At 68.2% G+C, this 15,812-nt stretch carries 10 protein-coding genes; 2 read left to right on the forward strand and 8 right to left on the reverse strand.

The genetic code is table 11. From position 1 onward, the window contains the following. Positions 1-3 precede the first annotated feature (3 nt). Positions 4-1,434 carry a purine-cytosine permease family protein gene (locus NY1_RS07070; protein WP_067709656.1) on the reverse strand — a complete coding sequence of 477 codons (1,431 nt, stop codon included), beginning with the start codon at positions 1,432-1,434 and terminating at the stop codon, positions 4-6. A 37-nt stretch (positions 1,435-1,471) separates the two neighbouring features. Continuing rightward, positions 1,472-3,148 (reverse strand): urocanate hydratase, encoded by a 1,677-nt coding sequence (gene hutU / locus NY1_RS07075; protein ID WP_067709658.1) that lies wholly within the window; start codon positions 3,146-3,148, stop codon positions 1,472-1,474. 195 nt (positions 3,149-3,343) lie between these two features. On the opposite strand from hutU, the gene hutC reads away from it, so the two are divergent. After that, on the forward strand, positions 3,344-4,099 hold the full coding sequence (gene hutC, locus NY1_RS07080) for a histidine utilization transcriptional repressor HutC (protein ID WP_067709659.1): 756 nt from the start codon (positions 3,344-3,346) through the stop codon (positions 4,097-4,099). Here the strand turns inward: hutC and NY1_RS07085 are convergent. Both NY1_RS07085 and NY1_RS07090 read right to left on the reverse strand, forming a co-directional pair. Beyond that, positions 4,064-5,317 carry an MFS transporter gene (locus tag NY1_RS07085; protein ID WP_233434238.1) on the reverse strand — a complete coding sequence of 418 codons (1,254 nt, stop codon included), beginning with the start codon at positions 5,315-5,317 and terminating at the stop codon, positions 4,064-4,066. The two genes, hutC and NY1_RS07085, sit on opposite strands and share 36 nt — an antisense overlap. A gap of 76 nt (positions 5,318-5,393) precedes the next feature. Beyond that, the gene (locus tag NY1_RS07090; RefSeq protein WP_067709663.1) at positions 5,394-6,695 is read right to left on the reverse strand and encodes a hypothetical protein; all 1,302 of its coding nucleotides are present in this window, start codon (positions 6,693-6,695) and stop codon (positions 5,394-5,396) included. Between the two features lie 224 nt (positions 6,696-6,919). Here NY1_RS07090 and NY1_RS07095 point away from each other — a divergent pair, with 224 nt between their 5' ends. Beyond that, positions 6,920-7,651, forward strand: coding sequence for an NAD(P)H-binding protein (locus NY1_RS07095; protein WP_067709665.1), 732 nt, complete (start codon positions 6,920-6,922; stop codon positions 7,649-7,651). A 22-nt stretch (positions 7,652-7,673) separates the two neighbouring features. On the opposite strand, the gene NY1_RS07100 is transcribed toward NY1_RS07095, so the two are convergent. The 4 genes from NY1_RS07100 to NY1_RS07115 all read right to left on the reverse strand — a co-directional run bounded on the left by NY1_RS07100 (position 7,674) and on the right by NY1_RS07115 (position 15,795). Continuing rightward, a complete protein-coding gene (locus NY1_RS07100; protein WP_067709667.1) occupies positions 7,674-9,128 on the reverse strand; it encodes a flavin-containing monooxygenase in 1,455 nt (484 codons plus the stop codon). 45 nt (positions 9,129-9,173) lie between these two features. Then, on the reverse strand, positions 9,174-10,022 hold the full coding sequence (locus NY1_RS07105; RefSeq protein ID WP_067709669.1) for an alpha/beta fold hydrolase: 849 nt from the start codon (positions 10,020-10,022) through the stop codon (positions 9,174-9,176). A 98-nt stretch (positions 10,023-10,120) separates the two neighbouring features. Continuing rightward, on the reverse strand, positions 10,121-12,082 hold the full coding sequence (gene recD / locus NY1_RS07110; protein ID WP_067709671.1) for an exodeoxyribonuclease V subunit alpha: 1,962 nt from the start codon (positions 12,080-12,082) through the stop codon (positions 10,121-10,123). Continuing rightward, on the reverse strand, positions 12,079-15,795 hold the full coding sequence (locus NY1_RS07115; protein WP_084534728.1) for a UvrD-helicase domain-containing protein: 3,717 nt from the start codon (positions 15,793-15,795) through the stop codon (positions 12,079-12,081). The genes recD and NY1_RS07115 overlap by 4 nt, the downstream gene beginning before the upstream one ends. Positions 15,796-15,812 lie beyond the last annotated feature (17 nt).

Here is a 15,812-nt window from a genome sequence, read left to right on the forward strand (position 1 = left end):
CTCTCAGACTCGCGCCATGTCGGCGTCCGGCGGATAGATCATGGCTGCGGGCGGATTGGCGGTGCGCCGCGCCAGCGGGTAGTACAAAGCGGCCGTGACCACGATGCCCACGATCCAGGAGATGTCCGCGCCGCCGAGCTTGTCGGTCAGCGGCCCGGTGTAGAACTTGGTCGCCAGGAACGGGATCTGCACCGCCACGCCCACCACGTAGCAGGCCAGCGCGGGCACGTTCCATGCCCCGTACCGGCCCTTCGGGTCGTACAGCGCGGGAATGTCGATGCGCTCCTTGGAGATCAGGTAGTAGTCGATCAGGTTGATCGCGCTCCACGGCGTGAACACCATGAGCAGCGCCAGCACGAAGTTCTTGAAGTTGGCCAGGAAGTCGGCGCTGGCGGCGACCGCGATCAGGGTCGCGGTGGCGGTGAATCCGACGATGTAGAGCGTGCGGGCCAGGCTCGAAATCTTGCTGCGCCCTTCGAAAGCCGTCACCGTGGTCAGGATCGACATGAACCCGCCGTAGGCATTGAGCACATTGACCGTCAGCTTGCCGACCACGATCACCAGGTAGATGAGCACGGCCACCGCCGCCGGCCCGGCCAGATCGCCGATGAAGCCGACCTGGTCCTTCATGAAGCTCTTGCCCGCCACCGCGGCGATGAGCGCGCCGAAGGTCATCGACCACTGCGAGCCGATCACGGTGCCCAGGAAGGTGGACCAGAAGGTGGTGCGGTCGCTGGTCGAGCGCGGCAGATACCGGGAGTAGTCCGCCACGTACGGGCCGAAGGTGAGCTGCCAGCTGGCGCCCAGCGAGATCGCCAGCAGGAAGGTCGAGACCGCGAACGGCTTGGTGCCGAGATGCTCGGCCACGTCGTATTCGGACACCAATCGGATTGCCAGATAGGTGAATCCGACGATGCCGACCACGGTGGCGATGCGCCCGACCACATGGATCAGGTTGTAGCCGGTCACCGCGATGATCGCGGTCAGCGTCCCGAAGATCACCATGCCCAGCACCGGGCTGTCGATGTGCAGCACCTTGGCCACCGCCTGCCCCGCCAGCACCGTGCCGGTGGCCGCGAAGCCCAGATACATCAGGATGGCCAGCAGCAGCGGCACCACCGCGCCCCGCACCCCGAACTGGGCGCGGCTGGAAATCATCTGCGGCAGACCGAGTTTCGGGCCCTGCGCGGAATGCAACGCCATCACCGCGCCACCGGCGACATTGCCGATCAGCAGGCCGATGATCGCCCACAGCGCGTCGGCGCCGAAGATGACCGCCAGCGCGCCATCGACAATGGCGGTGATCTGCATGTTCGCCCCGAACCACAGCGTGAACTGGCTGCGGGGACTGCCGTGGCGTTCGGCGTCGGGAATGACGTCGATGGTGTGCCGTTCGGGGGTGAGAACGACCTCGGCGGGACCGTCTTGCGTCATGGTCTCTGCCTTCTTTCTGACTGCGACCGCGGTGGATCTAGTGCTGCTCGGACATCGGGATGCGGACGCCGCGCTCGGCGGCGGTCGCGATGGCGTGGTCGTAGCCGGCGTCGGCGTGCCGGATGACGCCCATGCCGGGGTCATTGGTGAGAACGGCCTCGATCTTGCGGGCCGCCAGTTCGGTGCCATCGGCGATGCACACCTGGCCGGCGTGGATCGACCGTCCCATACCGACGCCGCCGCCATGGTGAATGGACACCCACGACGCGCCGGAAGCGGTGTTGACCAGGGCGTTCAGCAGCGGCCAGTCGGCGATGGCGTCGGAGCCGTCCTTCATGGATTCGGTTTCGCGGTAGGGGGAGGCGACCGAACCGGAGTCCAGGTGGTCGCGGCCGATGGCGACGGGGGCGGACAGTTCGCCGCTGGCGACCATCTCGTTGAACTTCAGGCCCGCGAGGTGGCGTTCGCCGTAGCCGAGCCAGCAGATGCGCGCGGGCAGGCCCTCGAAGGCGACCTTCTCCCCCGCCATGGTGATCCAGCGGCGCAGGTGCTCGTTCTCGGGGAACAGTTCGAGAATGGCCTTGTCGGTGGCGGCGATATCGGCCGGGTCGCCGGACAGCGCGGCCCAGCGGAACGGGCCCAGGCCCTCCTCGAAGAGCGGGCGGATGTAGGCGGGCACGAAACCGGGGAAGTCGAAAGCGCGGTCGAAGCCACCCTTGCGGGCTTCGTCGCGAATGCTGTTGCCGTAGTCGAAGACTTCCGCGCCCTTGTCCTGGAAGCCGACCATGGCGGCCACATGCTTGGCCATGGAGTCCTGGGCCTGTTCGGTGAACCAGACGGGATCCTTCTCCGACATGGTCTTCATATCCGCGAAGTCCACGCCGATCGGCAGATACGCCAGGGGGTCGTGCGCCGAGGTCTGGTCGGTGACGATGTCGATCGGGGCGTCGGCGGCCAGCAGTGCCGGAAACACCTCCGCCGCATTGCCTTCCACACCGATGGACAGCGGGCGGCGCTCGTCGCGGGCCTCGACCGCGAGCTCCAGGGCGTGCTCGATATTGTCGGCTTTCACGTCCAGGTACTTGTGCGCGATGCGGCGGTCGATGCGCGTGACATCGCAATCCACGCAGATGGCCACGCCCTCGTTCATGGTGACCGCGAGCGGCTGCGCGCCGCCCATGCCGCCCAAACCTGCGGTGAGCGTGATGGTTCCGGCGAGCGTGCCGCCGAAGCGCTTGCGGGCCACCGCGCCGAAGGTTTCGTAGGTGCCCTGCAGAATGCCCTGGGTGCCGATGTAGATCCACGAACCGGCGGTCATCTGCCCGTACATGGTGAGGCCGAGTTCCTCCAGGCGCCGGAACTCCTCCCAATTCGCCCAGTCGCCAACCAGATTCGAGTTGGCCAGCAGTACGCGCGGGGCCCATTCGTTCGTGCGGAAGACGCCGACCGGCTTACCGGACTGCACCAGCATGGTCTCGTCGTTCTTCAACGTCTTCAGCGTCGCGACCATGGCGTCGAACGCCGCCCAGCTGCGCGCCGCCCGCCCGGTCCCGCCGTAGACCACCAGATGATCCGGATGCTCGGCGACCTCCGGATCGAGATTGTTCATGAGCATGCGCAGCGCGCCCTCCTGCTGCCAGCCCAGGGTGGTGAGCTCGCTGCCGCGGGGCGCGCGCACGGTCCTGGCCTCGTGGCCGGGCGAACTGATGTCCATGGTGGTGTCCTCGAATCTCGACTGGTTGCCGCGGCGGTCCCCTGTGACGCCTCCCGCGCCGGGCCCGTGCTGTGTGCTGGGTCGCACCCTGCACCAAGTTGTATAGTCCTGTCTATACAACTGTCAAGCCGGGGGTTTCCGGGCCGGTAGGCTGCGGGATCGAAGCGGATCGGTGGGCGAGGAGCGGGTGCGGGCATGACGACGGGCGACGGCGAACGGGAACTCGCCGCACTGTTCGCGGAATCGGGCGGCGGCACCATGCCCGCCTACGAGCGGGTCAAGCAGCTGGTGACGGCGCAGATCCGGGCCGATCGCTGGGTGGAGGGCGATCTGCTGCCGTCGGAGCATCAGTTCGTTGCGGCGCTGGGGCTTTCGCGGATGACGATCAACCGGGCGTTGCGGGAGTTGACCGCGGACGGTTTGATCGTGCGACAGGCCGGGGTGGGGACGTTCGTGGCCGCCACGAAGAAGCCGTCACCGCTGTTCGAGGTGCGCAATATCGCCGACGAGATCACCCGGCGTGGCCATCGGCATCGCACCGAGGTGGTGCTGATGCGCGCCGAAACCATCGACCCGACCCACACCTTCCTCCGAGAGTCACTGGGCCCGAAAGCATTTCATTCGGTCATCGTGCACTTCGAAGACGACGACCCCATCCAGGTCGAAGACCGCTACGTCAGCCCCACCCAAGCCCCCGGCTACCTCGACCAGGACTTCGCCACCACCACCCCCAACGACTACCTCAGCCGCGTAGCCCCCCTCACCCGCGGCGAACACGTAGTAGAAGCAGTCCTCGGCAGCGCCGAAGAATGCCGCCTACTACGCATAGACCGCACCGAACCCTGCCTCCTCATCCGCCGCCGCACCTGGTCCGAACAGGGCCCGGTAAGCGTCGCCCGCCTGGTCCACCCGGGCTCACGCAACCGCCTCGAAGGGGTCTTCGAACGCTGACCCGGCCTCATCCCGCCCGAATTGCCGCCACGGCAACAGAACCGCACTGCCCAGCAGCACCACGGCCGCGACACCGAGCGCAACCCGCGTGCTAGTCGCACCGGCGAGGACTCCACCGAGGGCGATAAACGCAGGCTGCCAACACTTCGCACTGATCGACCACGCGGTCCCGACCCTGGCCATGTGGTCATCGGCGGTGAGCTTCATACGACAGGCCGCGAAGACCGGATTGAACACCCCCGCACAGAACAACAGCAGCGCATCCGCTGTCACGATCACGATCAGCCCGACCAGATCAGGTCCGGCCAGCAGAATCAATCCCAGCCAGCACGTCCGCAACGTGCCGAAACCCAGCAACACCGCACGCTCCCCGAACCGCGAGACAAACCTTGGCGCACAGAAGGACCCGAGCAGTCCTCCGACACACGGCAGTCCCAACGCCAGTCCGTACTGCCACGGCGAGTAGCCGAGCTCGCGCAGCATGAGCAACGCCACCAGCGGAACGCTGAGACTCAGCGAACCGCCGAAGAGCATGGCATTCCAGAACAACCGCCCCAACACCGGTCGACCGAAGATATAGGACCACCCGCTGCGCATCTCCCTCACCCAGTGATGCTGCGCGCGTTCGTATTCCGGAGGAAGCTCAGTGCCGGCGATGGTGCGTATCCCGAGCGCGGACAACAGATAGCTGATCGCATCGACAATGACGGCGGACGTCGCCCCGACAATCGACACGAGGGCGCCCCCGAGCGGCGGACCGAGCACACCACAGGTCCAATACGTGGATTCGAACCGACTGTTGGCCCGAACCCACTGCGCTTCTGGGACAAGACCTTTCAGATAAGCCCCGCTGGCAGCAGCGAACACGATCCCACACACCGCCTGCACAACGACCACGACGCACAAATGCCCATACGTCAGCACCCTGAACCACCCCGCCACCGCAACACTGACCAGCGCCGCAAAACCCCCGAGCTCGGCGCACACCATGACCGGCCGCTTCCGACGCCCCTCGATGAACGGCCCCATCGGCAATGCGACAACAGCACTGACGATTCCGGCCACAGCAGCCATCATCGACACCTGCATATCCGACGCGCCCACAACCACAATGGCAAGCAGCGGCAACGCCCCCATCCCAACCGCACTGCCGCCCTGGCTGACCGTGAACGAGGCCCACAGTTGGTAGAACTCACGAGGAAGCCGGTGGACGCCCACCACATCTATTGTTCGGATGCGCCCGAATCCCGCCGAACCTCGAGCGTATGGACGGATGGTGTCCCGGGGTGGGCCGCTATTTGTTCGGTAATTCGGGGTCGTGGGTGGGTTGGATGAGGCGGAATCCGGATTCTTCTCGGTGCATGGCGCGACGCTGGAATTGTGCTTCGATGAAGTGGTCACCGAAGGCGCCGGACAGGACCAGGGTTGCGGGGTCGGTCCACCGGTACCGGATTTCGGTGGGCGGGTCGGAAAGGCGTTGGCGGATCAGCAGTTTGCCGTCTTGCTTCTGCAGCGCCCACATGGTGGTGGCGCCGCTGGGGGTCTGGCTGACGAAGCTCTCGTAGTCGGTGCGGTCGGTGATGGCCACGTTGGACCAGGGCTCCGGGTCACGCCCGGAGCTGGTCGCGGGCGTCCCGTCGATGGTGAAGGACACCGCCTGCCAGACGCCGTCGAGGTCCGAGCGCGGCGTATGGATGTCGACCAGGGCGCTGCCGAACAGGACCGCGAGAATGGTCGTATTCGCCACTACGGCAACGGATCCGAGGATGGCCGCGCCGGTCCGGAGCCGTTTGGATCCCGGTGCCGGCCATATCGGCCGCGGCGGCAGGGGCGCGGTGTTGGTGAGTGCCCTGATCAGGTTCGGGAGGTAGGGGACGGCGATGGCGATCGCGGTGGCCAGCAGGGTTCCCGACACGATCTTGACCGGTACGTCGTAGCACAGATTGAGCAGAAACACCTGTGCCATGGCGATGGCGGCGAGCAGGCTGCCCGCGGGAACCGTTCGCCGCCACAGCAGTAGCGCGCCGGCGGTCAGCTCGGCGAGTCCGGTGGCGATCGAATACGGGTCCGATGCGCCCATGAACGTCCACAAAGTGTCCTTCAGCCCCAGATCACCCGTCAGGGAAAGCTGATGCGCCGGCTGAGTCATGTACCCCATCTGAACCGGTATCACTTTCGCCAGCCCGTAGGCGAACAGCTCGACCGCGAGGCCGACACGCGCCACTTCGAACAACGCCCGCAGCGAACGCCGGTAATCGGCGCGGTGCCGGCCGGCCACACTCCACACCGCGGCGGCGGCCGCGCCGGCGATCACACACCCGGCCAGAGCGCACCATTCCCCCAGCGTGTCACCGTTGTTCGTCGGATCCATGCCGACACCGCGGCCGCGCAGCACGAAGCTTCCGACCTGCGCGATGCCCGCCTTCAGCCGTTGGATCAGCGGATTCAGCAGCACGAAGTTGCCATAGACGAAAACAGCCAGCACCAACCCGCCCACCGTCAGCACGCACCTGCTTGCGGCCCGTTGCGGGAACGTCCAAGCGCGTTCGTCGGAGGCGCTGCCAATGACGGTGGAATCGGATCCTCGGTTCGGCATAGTGGGAAATCATCCCCTCGACGGCGCCGCCGGACATCGCCCGAGACTATGGGAGAGAATCACCCTCCCGGCCGATTGCGGAACGGGGCAGCCGCGAGCTCGAATCGATTGCGGAGTAGGTCTTCTCAGGGTATTCACCCAGTGCCGCCGCCGCACAGGCGCTCATCGACGCCCCGATGCGGGGTGACGGCAGCGGGATGCGGCCGGTCGGATTAACTACACGCATGATCGTCGTCACCGCCGCTTCCGGCGCGCTCGGCAGCCTCGTGGTCGAACACCTGCCTCCGGGGCTGGTCCGGCCCGCCGTCCGGTATCCGCGTCACCCCGGGCAGGTGCGCGCCGACTACGACGATCCCGCCGGTATGCGCGAGGCGTTCTCCGGAGCCGAACGACTGCTGTTGATCTCCTCGCCCGAGCTCGACCCCGCGCACCGGCTACGCCATCACCTCGCCGCGCTCGAAGCGGCACAGGACGCGGGAGTGAGGTCGGTGGTCTACACCAGCTTCCTCGGCGCCGACACCGACCCGACAGGCTTGACCGAGGCGCACCATGCCACCGAGCAGGCCATCATCGAAAGCGGGCTTCCGTACACCATCCTTCGAAACCCGCTCTACAGCGAGCCGTTGCTGCCGCCGCCCACGGCTTCGGAGGTGCTGAGCGGAACCGGCGGCAAGGGGCTGAACACCGCCTTCCGCACCGATCTCGCGCAGGCCGCGGCCACGGTACTTCTCGAGGACGGCCACCTGGGTCGCGCATACGACCTGACCGGTCCGTTGTGGACTTTCCCCCAGCTGGCCGCCGCGCTCGGGCTGCCCTACCGGGAACAGACACCGCCGGGTCCGATGGGCTGGTTGCACAGCCTGGTGCGGTCGGGTGAATTCGAAAGGCAGACCAGCGACCTGGAGGATCTGCTCGGCCGCCGGCCGACACCGGTCATACCGCGCACCATCGAGTGACGCGCGGTCAGCGTATGCGGGTTCAGGTGCGTTCGAAGCGCATGGCGGGGTCGGTGAGGCGGCCGTAGCGGAGGGCGGGGAGGTCGCGGAGGTAGTTCATGTGGAGTTTCCAGGGGGCGCGGTTGCCTTGTTTGGGGAGGGTGGCGAGGGCGCGGAGGACGTAGCCGGGTTCGAAGTCCAGGAAGGGGGCGGTGGGGACCGAAGGGTCGCGGATGGGGGTGGCTTTGGTGTAGCCGTGGGTGTCCATGTGGCGGAGGAGGCGGGTTACGTATTCGCAGACCAGGTCGGCTTTGAGGGTCCAGGAGGCGTTGGTGTAGCCGATGATGAAGGCGTAGTTGGGGACGTCGGAGAGCATCATCGCCTTGTAGGCCATGGCTTCCGGGAGGGCTATTTTGCGGCCGTCGACGATCAGGTCTATGCCGCCGAAGGGGATGAGGTTCAAGCCCGTTGCGGTGATGATGATGTCGGCTTGCAGGTCGCGGCCGGAGGTCAGGTGCAGGCCGGTTTCGGTGAAGGTGTCGATGTGGTCGGTGACCATGTCGAGCTTGCCTTGGCGGATGGCGCGGAACAGGTCGCCGTTGGGGACCAGGCACAGGCGCTGGTCCCAGGGGTTGTAGCGCGGGTTGAAGTGGGTGTCGATGTCGTAGCCGGGCGGGAGCCAGCGGGTTTGCAGGCCGTGGATCCAGGAGCGCATGCGCTTCGGATAGCGTTGCGAGACTTGATACATCAGGGTGCTCAGGCCGACGTTCTTGGCGCGGGCCAGGGTGTAGGCGAGCCGGGCGGGCAGGAAGCGGCGGGCGCGGTCGGCGAAGGCGTCGCGGGCGGGCATGGAGATGATGTAGGACGGGGAACGCTGCAGCATGGTGATGTGAGCTCCCTGTGCGGCCAGCGCGGGGCCGAGGGTGACCGCGGTGGCGCCGGAACCGACGATGACGACGCGCTTGCCGGCGACGTCCAGGTCGGACGGCCAGTGCTGGGGGTGCACGATCGGTCCCCGGAAGCGTTCGGTGCCCGCGAAATCCGGGGTGTAGCCCTGGTCGTAGCGGTAGTAGCCGGAGCAGGAGAACAGGAAGTTCGCGGTGACGGCGACCTCTTCGCCGTCGTGTTCGGCGATCACCGTCCAGCGATTGTCCGCCGAGGACCATTCGGCGCGGATCACCTTGTGCCGGTAGCGAATAGCCTTGTCGATGCCGTTGTCGGCGGCGGTGTCGCGCACGTATCGCAGGATCGAATCACCGTCGGCGATGGCCTTGTCGCCCAGCCACGGGCGGAACCGGTAGCCGAGGGTGAACATATCGGAATCGGAGCGAATCCCGGGGTAGCGGAACAGATCCCAGGTGCCGCCGCTGGCTTCGCGCATCTCCAGAATGACGTAGGTCCGCCACGGGAACGCGCGCTGCAGGTGGTAGGCGGCGTCGATCCCGGACAGTCCGGCGCCGACGATGAGCACATCGACGTGCTCGGGCGAGCTGGTCATGCACTCAGGGTATCGACTCAGACAGTGCCGGTGGGGTGGAGCGGACTACGAACGGGAGAAGAAATCGGCGATGGTGGCCGCCACGCGCTCGGGTGCGACCTTGTCTATCCCGAAATGGTCCAGGCCCGGGAACGTGTGGCGTTCGCAGTGCGGAATGGTTTGGGCGAGCAGGGCGTGATCGGGATCGGTGCGAGGATGCCGGTCCTTGTCGCCGTCGAGCAGCAGTACGGCAGCGGTGATTTCGGCGTAGTTCGGGTAGGTGTCGTCCAGGCGGACGATCTCGCGATGCTCGCGCAGGTTTTCGGCGAGCAGTCCGATGACCATGTCTTTCTCGGGCGCTTTCATGAACATGGGCATCATGCGGCGGAACATGAAGCGCGGGATCTTGCGGATCTGTTCCGGACCGAGCGCACGCACGAATTCGATGAAGGCGTCGAAAGGCTTGTTCTGCGAAAGGTATTTCTCATAGGCGGGCATCCAGTCCGCAGGCAGGTCACCTTCGACCGAAATGCCGGGTTCGTAGAGCGCGAGCTTGGTGATCCCCGGATTTCCGCGCGCGGCTTCGAGAGCGACCAGTCCGCCATAGCTGTGACCGACCACCAAGGTAGCGCCCGTTTTGTCCTGTAGCGCGCGCAGATCCGCGCAATCGTCGGCGACGCTGTAGCCCGGCCCTTGCGGCCCACTGACCCCGCGCCCTCGACGTTCCATGGTGTGCACGGTGAACCGCTCCCCCAGCGCCTGCGCGAACCGGCCGTACACGAATGCCCGCGTCAAGGTGCCCGGCAGCACGATCACGGCCGGACCCGACCCGATGCTCAGGTACGCGATCCGCGTCCCGTCCGCCGACACCACGAAATCCTCGGCCTGCTCGACCTCAGGTTCCAGCTCGGACATGCGCGCCCTCCAGCGTTCCGCGCCGGCGCACCCGAATGCCCCGCACACCAACGCCTTTCCCGCCCGAGCCTACGCCGCCGCCCCCGGGCGCGGCACGCCTATTGCGCGCGCAGGCCGCTGGCACGCAGGACGCGGCGGGCGATCCCGGCCCGGATCGCCTCCTCCGTCCCCAGCACCCGCACGTGCTTGCGGGCCCGGGTGATGGCCGTATACAGCAACTCCCGCGTCAGCAGCGTCGATTCGGGACCGGGCAGTACGACCGACACATTGTCGTACTGGCTGCCCTGACTGCGGTGAATGGTCATGGCGTACACGGTGGTGACGCCGGGGAACTGCGTCGGATGCACCAGGTACGGCTCGGTGCCGCGTTGCAATGCCGCGCGCAGGCTGCCGTCAGGGGCGCGGACGATGACGCCGGTATCGCCGTTGTAGATGCGCGCCTCGTGATCGTTGGCGGTGACCAGCAGCGGCTGCCCGGGATACCAATGCCCCGCACCGGGATCGGAGCTGATGCCGGCGGCGGTGACCCAGCCGGCGGCCAGCCGGTCCCAGCGATCCACGCCGTAGACACCCTGCCGGTGCGCGCACAGCAGGCGGTGCGATTCGAGCGCGGTCAGGGCGGCGATGGCGTCGCCCGCGAGCGCGGCATCGGTGGCGGCCTGCGAGGCGCGCAGGACGTTGGCGCGCACCTCGGTGATGTCGTCGGGGTGGTGCAGGGCCAGTTCGTTCCCGCCCGCCAGCAGCAGTTCCAGCGCCGTGTCGGCGTCACCGGCGCGGACCGCGACGGCGAGATCGGCGATGCGTCCGCCGAAGCGCCGCCCGCGCGTGAGCCGGACGATGCCGCCGCGCAACCGTTCTCGCTCACGGGGTGACAAGGCGTCGGCCGACGGGCCACCGGCGGAACCCGACACCACACGCGTGTCACCCGAACCGGTAGTGGTGTGCTGAATTCCCGTGTCCAGCCCCGCAACCTCCGGTCCACCACCCGCGAGGATCTCGTCGAGCACCGGATTGTCCTGTCCGGGAACGGGTCCCGCGACGAGGTCAGCGAGCACCGCGCCCGCGTCGACGGATGCCAGCTGATCCGGGTCGCCGACCAGCACCAGGCGCGCGTCCGGGCGTACGGCCGGGAGCAATCGGCTCATCATGGTCAGCGAGACCATGGAGGTTTCGTCCACCACGATGACGTCGTAGGGCAGCCGGTTGAACTCGTTGTGCTTGAAGCGGCCCGCGCCGCCCCGCTGCCAGCCCAGCAGCCGGTGCAGGGTCGCGGCGGTCAACTCGGGCAAGCCGATATCACCGGCCTGTTCACGGACGGATTCCTGAAGGCGCGCAGCGGCTTTGCCGGTCGGCGCGGCCAGGGCGATGCGCAGGGCGGGTGCGTTCGGCAGGGCCTGCTGATGGGCGACGAGCAACGCCAGCACCCGGGCGATGGTGTGCGTCTTGCCGGTACCCGGTCCGCCAGCGATCACGGTGGTCCAGCGGGTGGTGGCCAAGGCGGCGGCCAGTCGCTGCCGGTCGAATTCCCCGGAACCGGGTTGCGGCGGGAACAGCCGATCCAGTTCGCGGCGAATCAGTCCCGCGTCCACCATCGGTCGCGAGGCCGCGCGTTCGATCAAGGCGGCCCGGATCGTCTCCTCCTGCCGGAAGTATCGATCCAGGTACAGCAGGGGACTCGCCTCCGACCCGGCGGCGGGTTCGACCAGCCGCAACGGCCGCAGCGGGCCCGCCGGGCTCCCGCAGACCAGGGGGCTCACCCGCAGCGCCGCGATCACCGCGTCCACATCCGGCCACGGCAAGGTCGAGGGATCGATGGTCGATTCCTCGGTGCCCTCGGCGTCCACACCGATCTCGTGCATGCGCCGCACTTCCAGGCACACCGAACCGGAGCGCACCGCGCGCACCGCCAGCGCGGTCGCGAACAGCACCAGTTCCGACTGTTCCCGGCCGAGGCGTCCCAATCGCAGGGCCACGTGCAGATCGGCGGCGGACAGCACCCCGGCGGCGTTGAACACCTGCAATGGCCCGGTTCCACGCTGCGCCAGCTGAATCGAGGTCATGCGGTCACCTCACCGGCGAGCAGCAGGGAGAGCTCGACGACCATCTGCGGCGGCGGCATCCAGTCGAAAACGCCCGCGCCGTCCGGGGTTCGGGGACCGACCATACCCCGGACGAAGAGATAGCGGATGCCGCCGAGATGCACGACCGGGTCGTAGGTGGGCAACCGCCAGCGCAGGAAGCGATGCAGGGCAACCGAATACAGGATCGCCTGGAGCGGGTAGTGCGAGCGCATCATCTCCGCGGCCATGCGTTCGCGGGTGTAGTGCGCGACGGTGAGATCCCCGGTACCGAGACGGTTGGTCTTGTAGTCGACCACGACGAAAGACGGTTCCCCGGAAGCGGATCGGACGCGCAGGACGGCGTCGATACTGCCGGTGAGGTAGCCCCGCAGCGGAGTGGCGTCCAGGTGCGCCAGTTGGTCGGCGTACGGGGCGAAGATGTCGTCGGCGGGCAGATGACGGCGCAACAGGTCACCGATATCGGGCACGGTGACCCGGGTGGTCACCGCATCGTCGCCGCCGGTGAGCGGCAGCTCGAAATCGAGTTCGCTCAAACGATCCCGGGTCGGAATGCCCGCGAGCGTACCGATATTGCGGTCCGATCCGGTGCCGAAATCGATGGGCGTGTGCATGACGGCCAGCAGCGCGGCGGACAGCACGTCGGGGTCGGCATCGAACATCTGCTCGGTGACGGCGTGCTCGGTGCGGGCGCGGATTTCGGCGGCCAGGTCGGCGGCGTCCGTATCCACGTATTCGAGCACCTCGTGCACGAGCGTGCCGAACTCCGCGCCGTAGGGCAGCGTGTTCATCAACGACGGTGCGGCGCCGGCGAATTCGTCGACGGCATCGGCGAGCACCGTGGGCGTCGCGGGTTCGTCGGCGATTCCGCGCCCGTCCGGGACGTCACCGGCGGGCATGGCGTCGTGGGCGCCGGCGGTGAGCGCCGAGTAGGAGGTGCGCCGCCAGTCCTGGTCCAGGGTGCGGTCGAAGGTGGCGGCGGCGAGGTCTTCGGTGGCGGTGGCGGTGTGATCGCGGCGCAGGCGGGCCGGGACGGCCTGGCTGACCGGTTCGACGGCGATCACGCCCGGCTCCGCCCCGGCCGCCCATTCCGAGAAGCGGGACAGCACAACGGAATCGGCGGGCACCGGGGCCTTGTCGGCGACGGCGGGGCTGCCGGGTTCACGGCCCAGCAGCATGCGATGCAGCGGCGAGGTCTGGGTGTCGAACGCCGGAGCCCACCAGGCGACCACCTGCGCGCCCGCGCGGGTCAGCGCCACATACAGCAGGCGCAGTTCTTCGGCGGCCTCCTCGGCTTCGGCGTACAGGCGGCGATTGTTGTATCCGGCGGCGTCGGGGCCGCCGACATCGAGCACCCGGCGGCCCTGCTCGTCGTGGAAGAGCAGGGTGGGCGGGTTGCGCATCTTGGCGGCGTCCCAGGCGAAAGGCAGGTAGACGATCGGGAATTCCAGGCCCTTGCTCGCGTGCACGGTGGCGATCTGCACGGAGGCGGCGTCGCGGTCCAGGCGGCGGCTGCGCCCGGCGACACTGCCGGACGCGGGGTCGCGGACGCGGTCGGCGAGCCAGCGGGTCAGCGCGGTCAGGCCGAGACCCTCGTGCATGGCGGCTTCGTCGAGCAGCTGCGCGAGATGACGCAGATCGGTGAGCTGGCGTTCACCGCCGTCGAGCGCGAGCAGGCGAGGAGCCAATCGGGTTTCGGCACTGAGCTTTTCGAAGACGGCCGCGAAACCGATACGGGTGAACAGCCGCGCCGATTCGCGCAGCTGGGCGCTGAGCCGCCCGACCAGATCGGCGCCGCCGGCGTCGATTTCGGTGGCGGACAAGCCGAGCAGTGCGGTGCCGGCCGCGAGACGAACCCGGTCGGCGCGGTGCGGCTGCTCCAGCGCGTGCAGCACCCACAGCCATTCGACGGCGGCGGGCGTACCGAACACGCTCGCGCCGCCGGCCAGCACCGACGGCACCCCGGCCCGTTCGAGTTCCTTGCGCACCAGATCGGAGTGATTGTGATTGCGTACCAGCACCGCGATATCGCCCGGCCCGATCGGCCTTTCGGCGGCGGTGCCGGCATCGATGCGCATACCGGATTCGAGCAGCCGCACGATATCGGCCGCCACGTCCACCGCGATGCGTTCGCGCTGCCGCCCGACCGTCGGATACCCGGAACGGTTCAACGCCCCCGCACCGGTGCGCGGAAAACACCGCAGCCGCAACGGCACAACCTGCTCCGGCGCGCCCGCCAGCCGCGAGAACGGCCGGGTGGCGGCGACCTTGTGCACGGTGATTTCCTTGTGCCCCAGCGCCGCTCCGCCTTGCAGGTGGTGCAGCGCGGACAGGAGCCCGGCGTCACTGCGCCGGTTGGTGGTCAGTTCGAGGCGATCGTCCGCGTGCGCCACCGCGTCCAGGTAGCTCAGCACTTCCGCGCCCCGGAAAGCGTAGATGGCCTGCTTCGGATCCCCCACCAGCACCAGGGTCGAATGCCCGTGGAAGGCCCGCCGCAAGATATCCCACTGCAGCGGATCGGTGTCCTGGAATTCGTCGACCAGCGCCACCCGGAAGCGCTCCCGGATCCGCCCGCACGCCCGCGGCCCGTGTTCGGGATCGGCCAGCACATCGTGCAGCAGCACCAGCAGATCGTCGTAGTCGCGCAATCCCGAAAGCCGTTTGCGCCGAGCCGTTTCCGCGCGCGCCGCCGCCGCGAAGGCCACCCGCTCCCCCGCCGGATCGTCCTCGAGTTCCCCTTCCGGCACCAGGATCGCGTGCCCGTCGCCCACGGCCGCGCGGGCCAGCCGCTGTGCGTCGGCGGGCCCGAACGGCGCTTGCCCGCGTGCGTACCGGCTCAGGTAGAGGTCGTCCGCGACCGTGGAGACCACGTCCTCGATGCTTTCCACCAGCCGCACCCCGGGGTCGTGCTCGCCGGCCAGCCCCAGCTCGTCCAGCATCCGCTGACAGAAGCTGTGCGTGGTCGCGATGGTCCCGGAATCGAAATCCGACAGCGCCGCCAGCAATCGTTCCCGTCGCGCCGCCACTTCCGACGGCGTGGCCTGCGCCAGATGCCGCACCAGCTCATCACCTTCGGCCCGCGCCCGCTCCGGCTCGGCCAGCGCCGCGGCGACGCCGACGAACCGATCCCGCGTCCGTTCCCGAAGCTCTTGCGTGGCAGCGCGACTGAACGTCACCAGCAGCAGCGCGGAGATATCCACCCCCTGCTCGGCGACGAACCGCACCGCCAAGCCCACGATGGCGTACGTCTTCCCCGTCCCCGCACTGGCCTCCAGCACGGTCGTACCCACCGGCAACGCACCGGTCAGCACGAACCGCCCTTCGGCCTCCGCACCCGGCTCCACGTCCCGCACTACCTCCGCCACACCGCCGAGCGCACCACCGAACAAATCCGTCTCCCCCTCCGAGCCCTCGCCACCGTCCGGCAACGGTTCAGCCGCACCGGACGCATCACCCCGTCCATCATCGTCGCCGGCGACGGCGGAATCCGACGCGGCGGCGATCTGCTCCGATTCGACCGGAATGTCCGCCGGCTCGCCGGCCGCCGCGGGATCGGCGGCGAACAGGTCGGCGTACTCCGGTTCCGGACGACGGTGGCGGCCTTCGCCCCCGGCGCTGTCACCCCGCCGGCGCGCGCGGGTGGCGGCCGGGCGGTCGATGTCCAGGTCGGTGCGGGAGAAGAGGTCGTCGGTCATCCGCGGCTTTCGGAGGG

This window comes from Nocardia yamanashiensis NBRC 100130 (assembly GCF_001613325.1).
Classification (GTDB): domain Bacteria; phylum Actinomycetota; class Actinomycetes; order Mycobacteriales; family Mycobacteriaceae; genus Nocardia; species Nocardia yamanashiensis.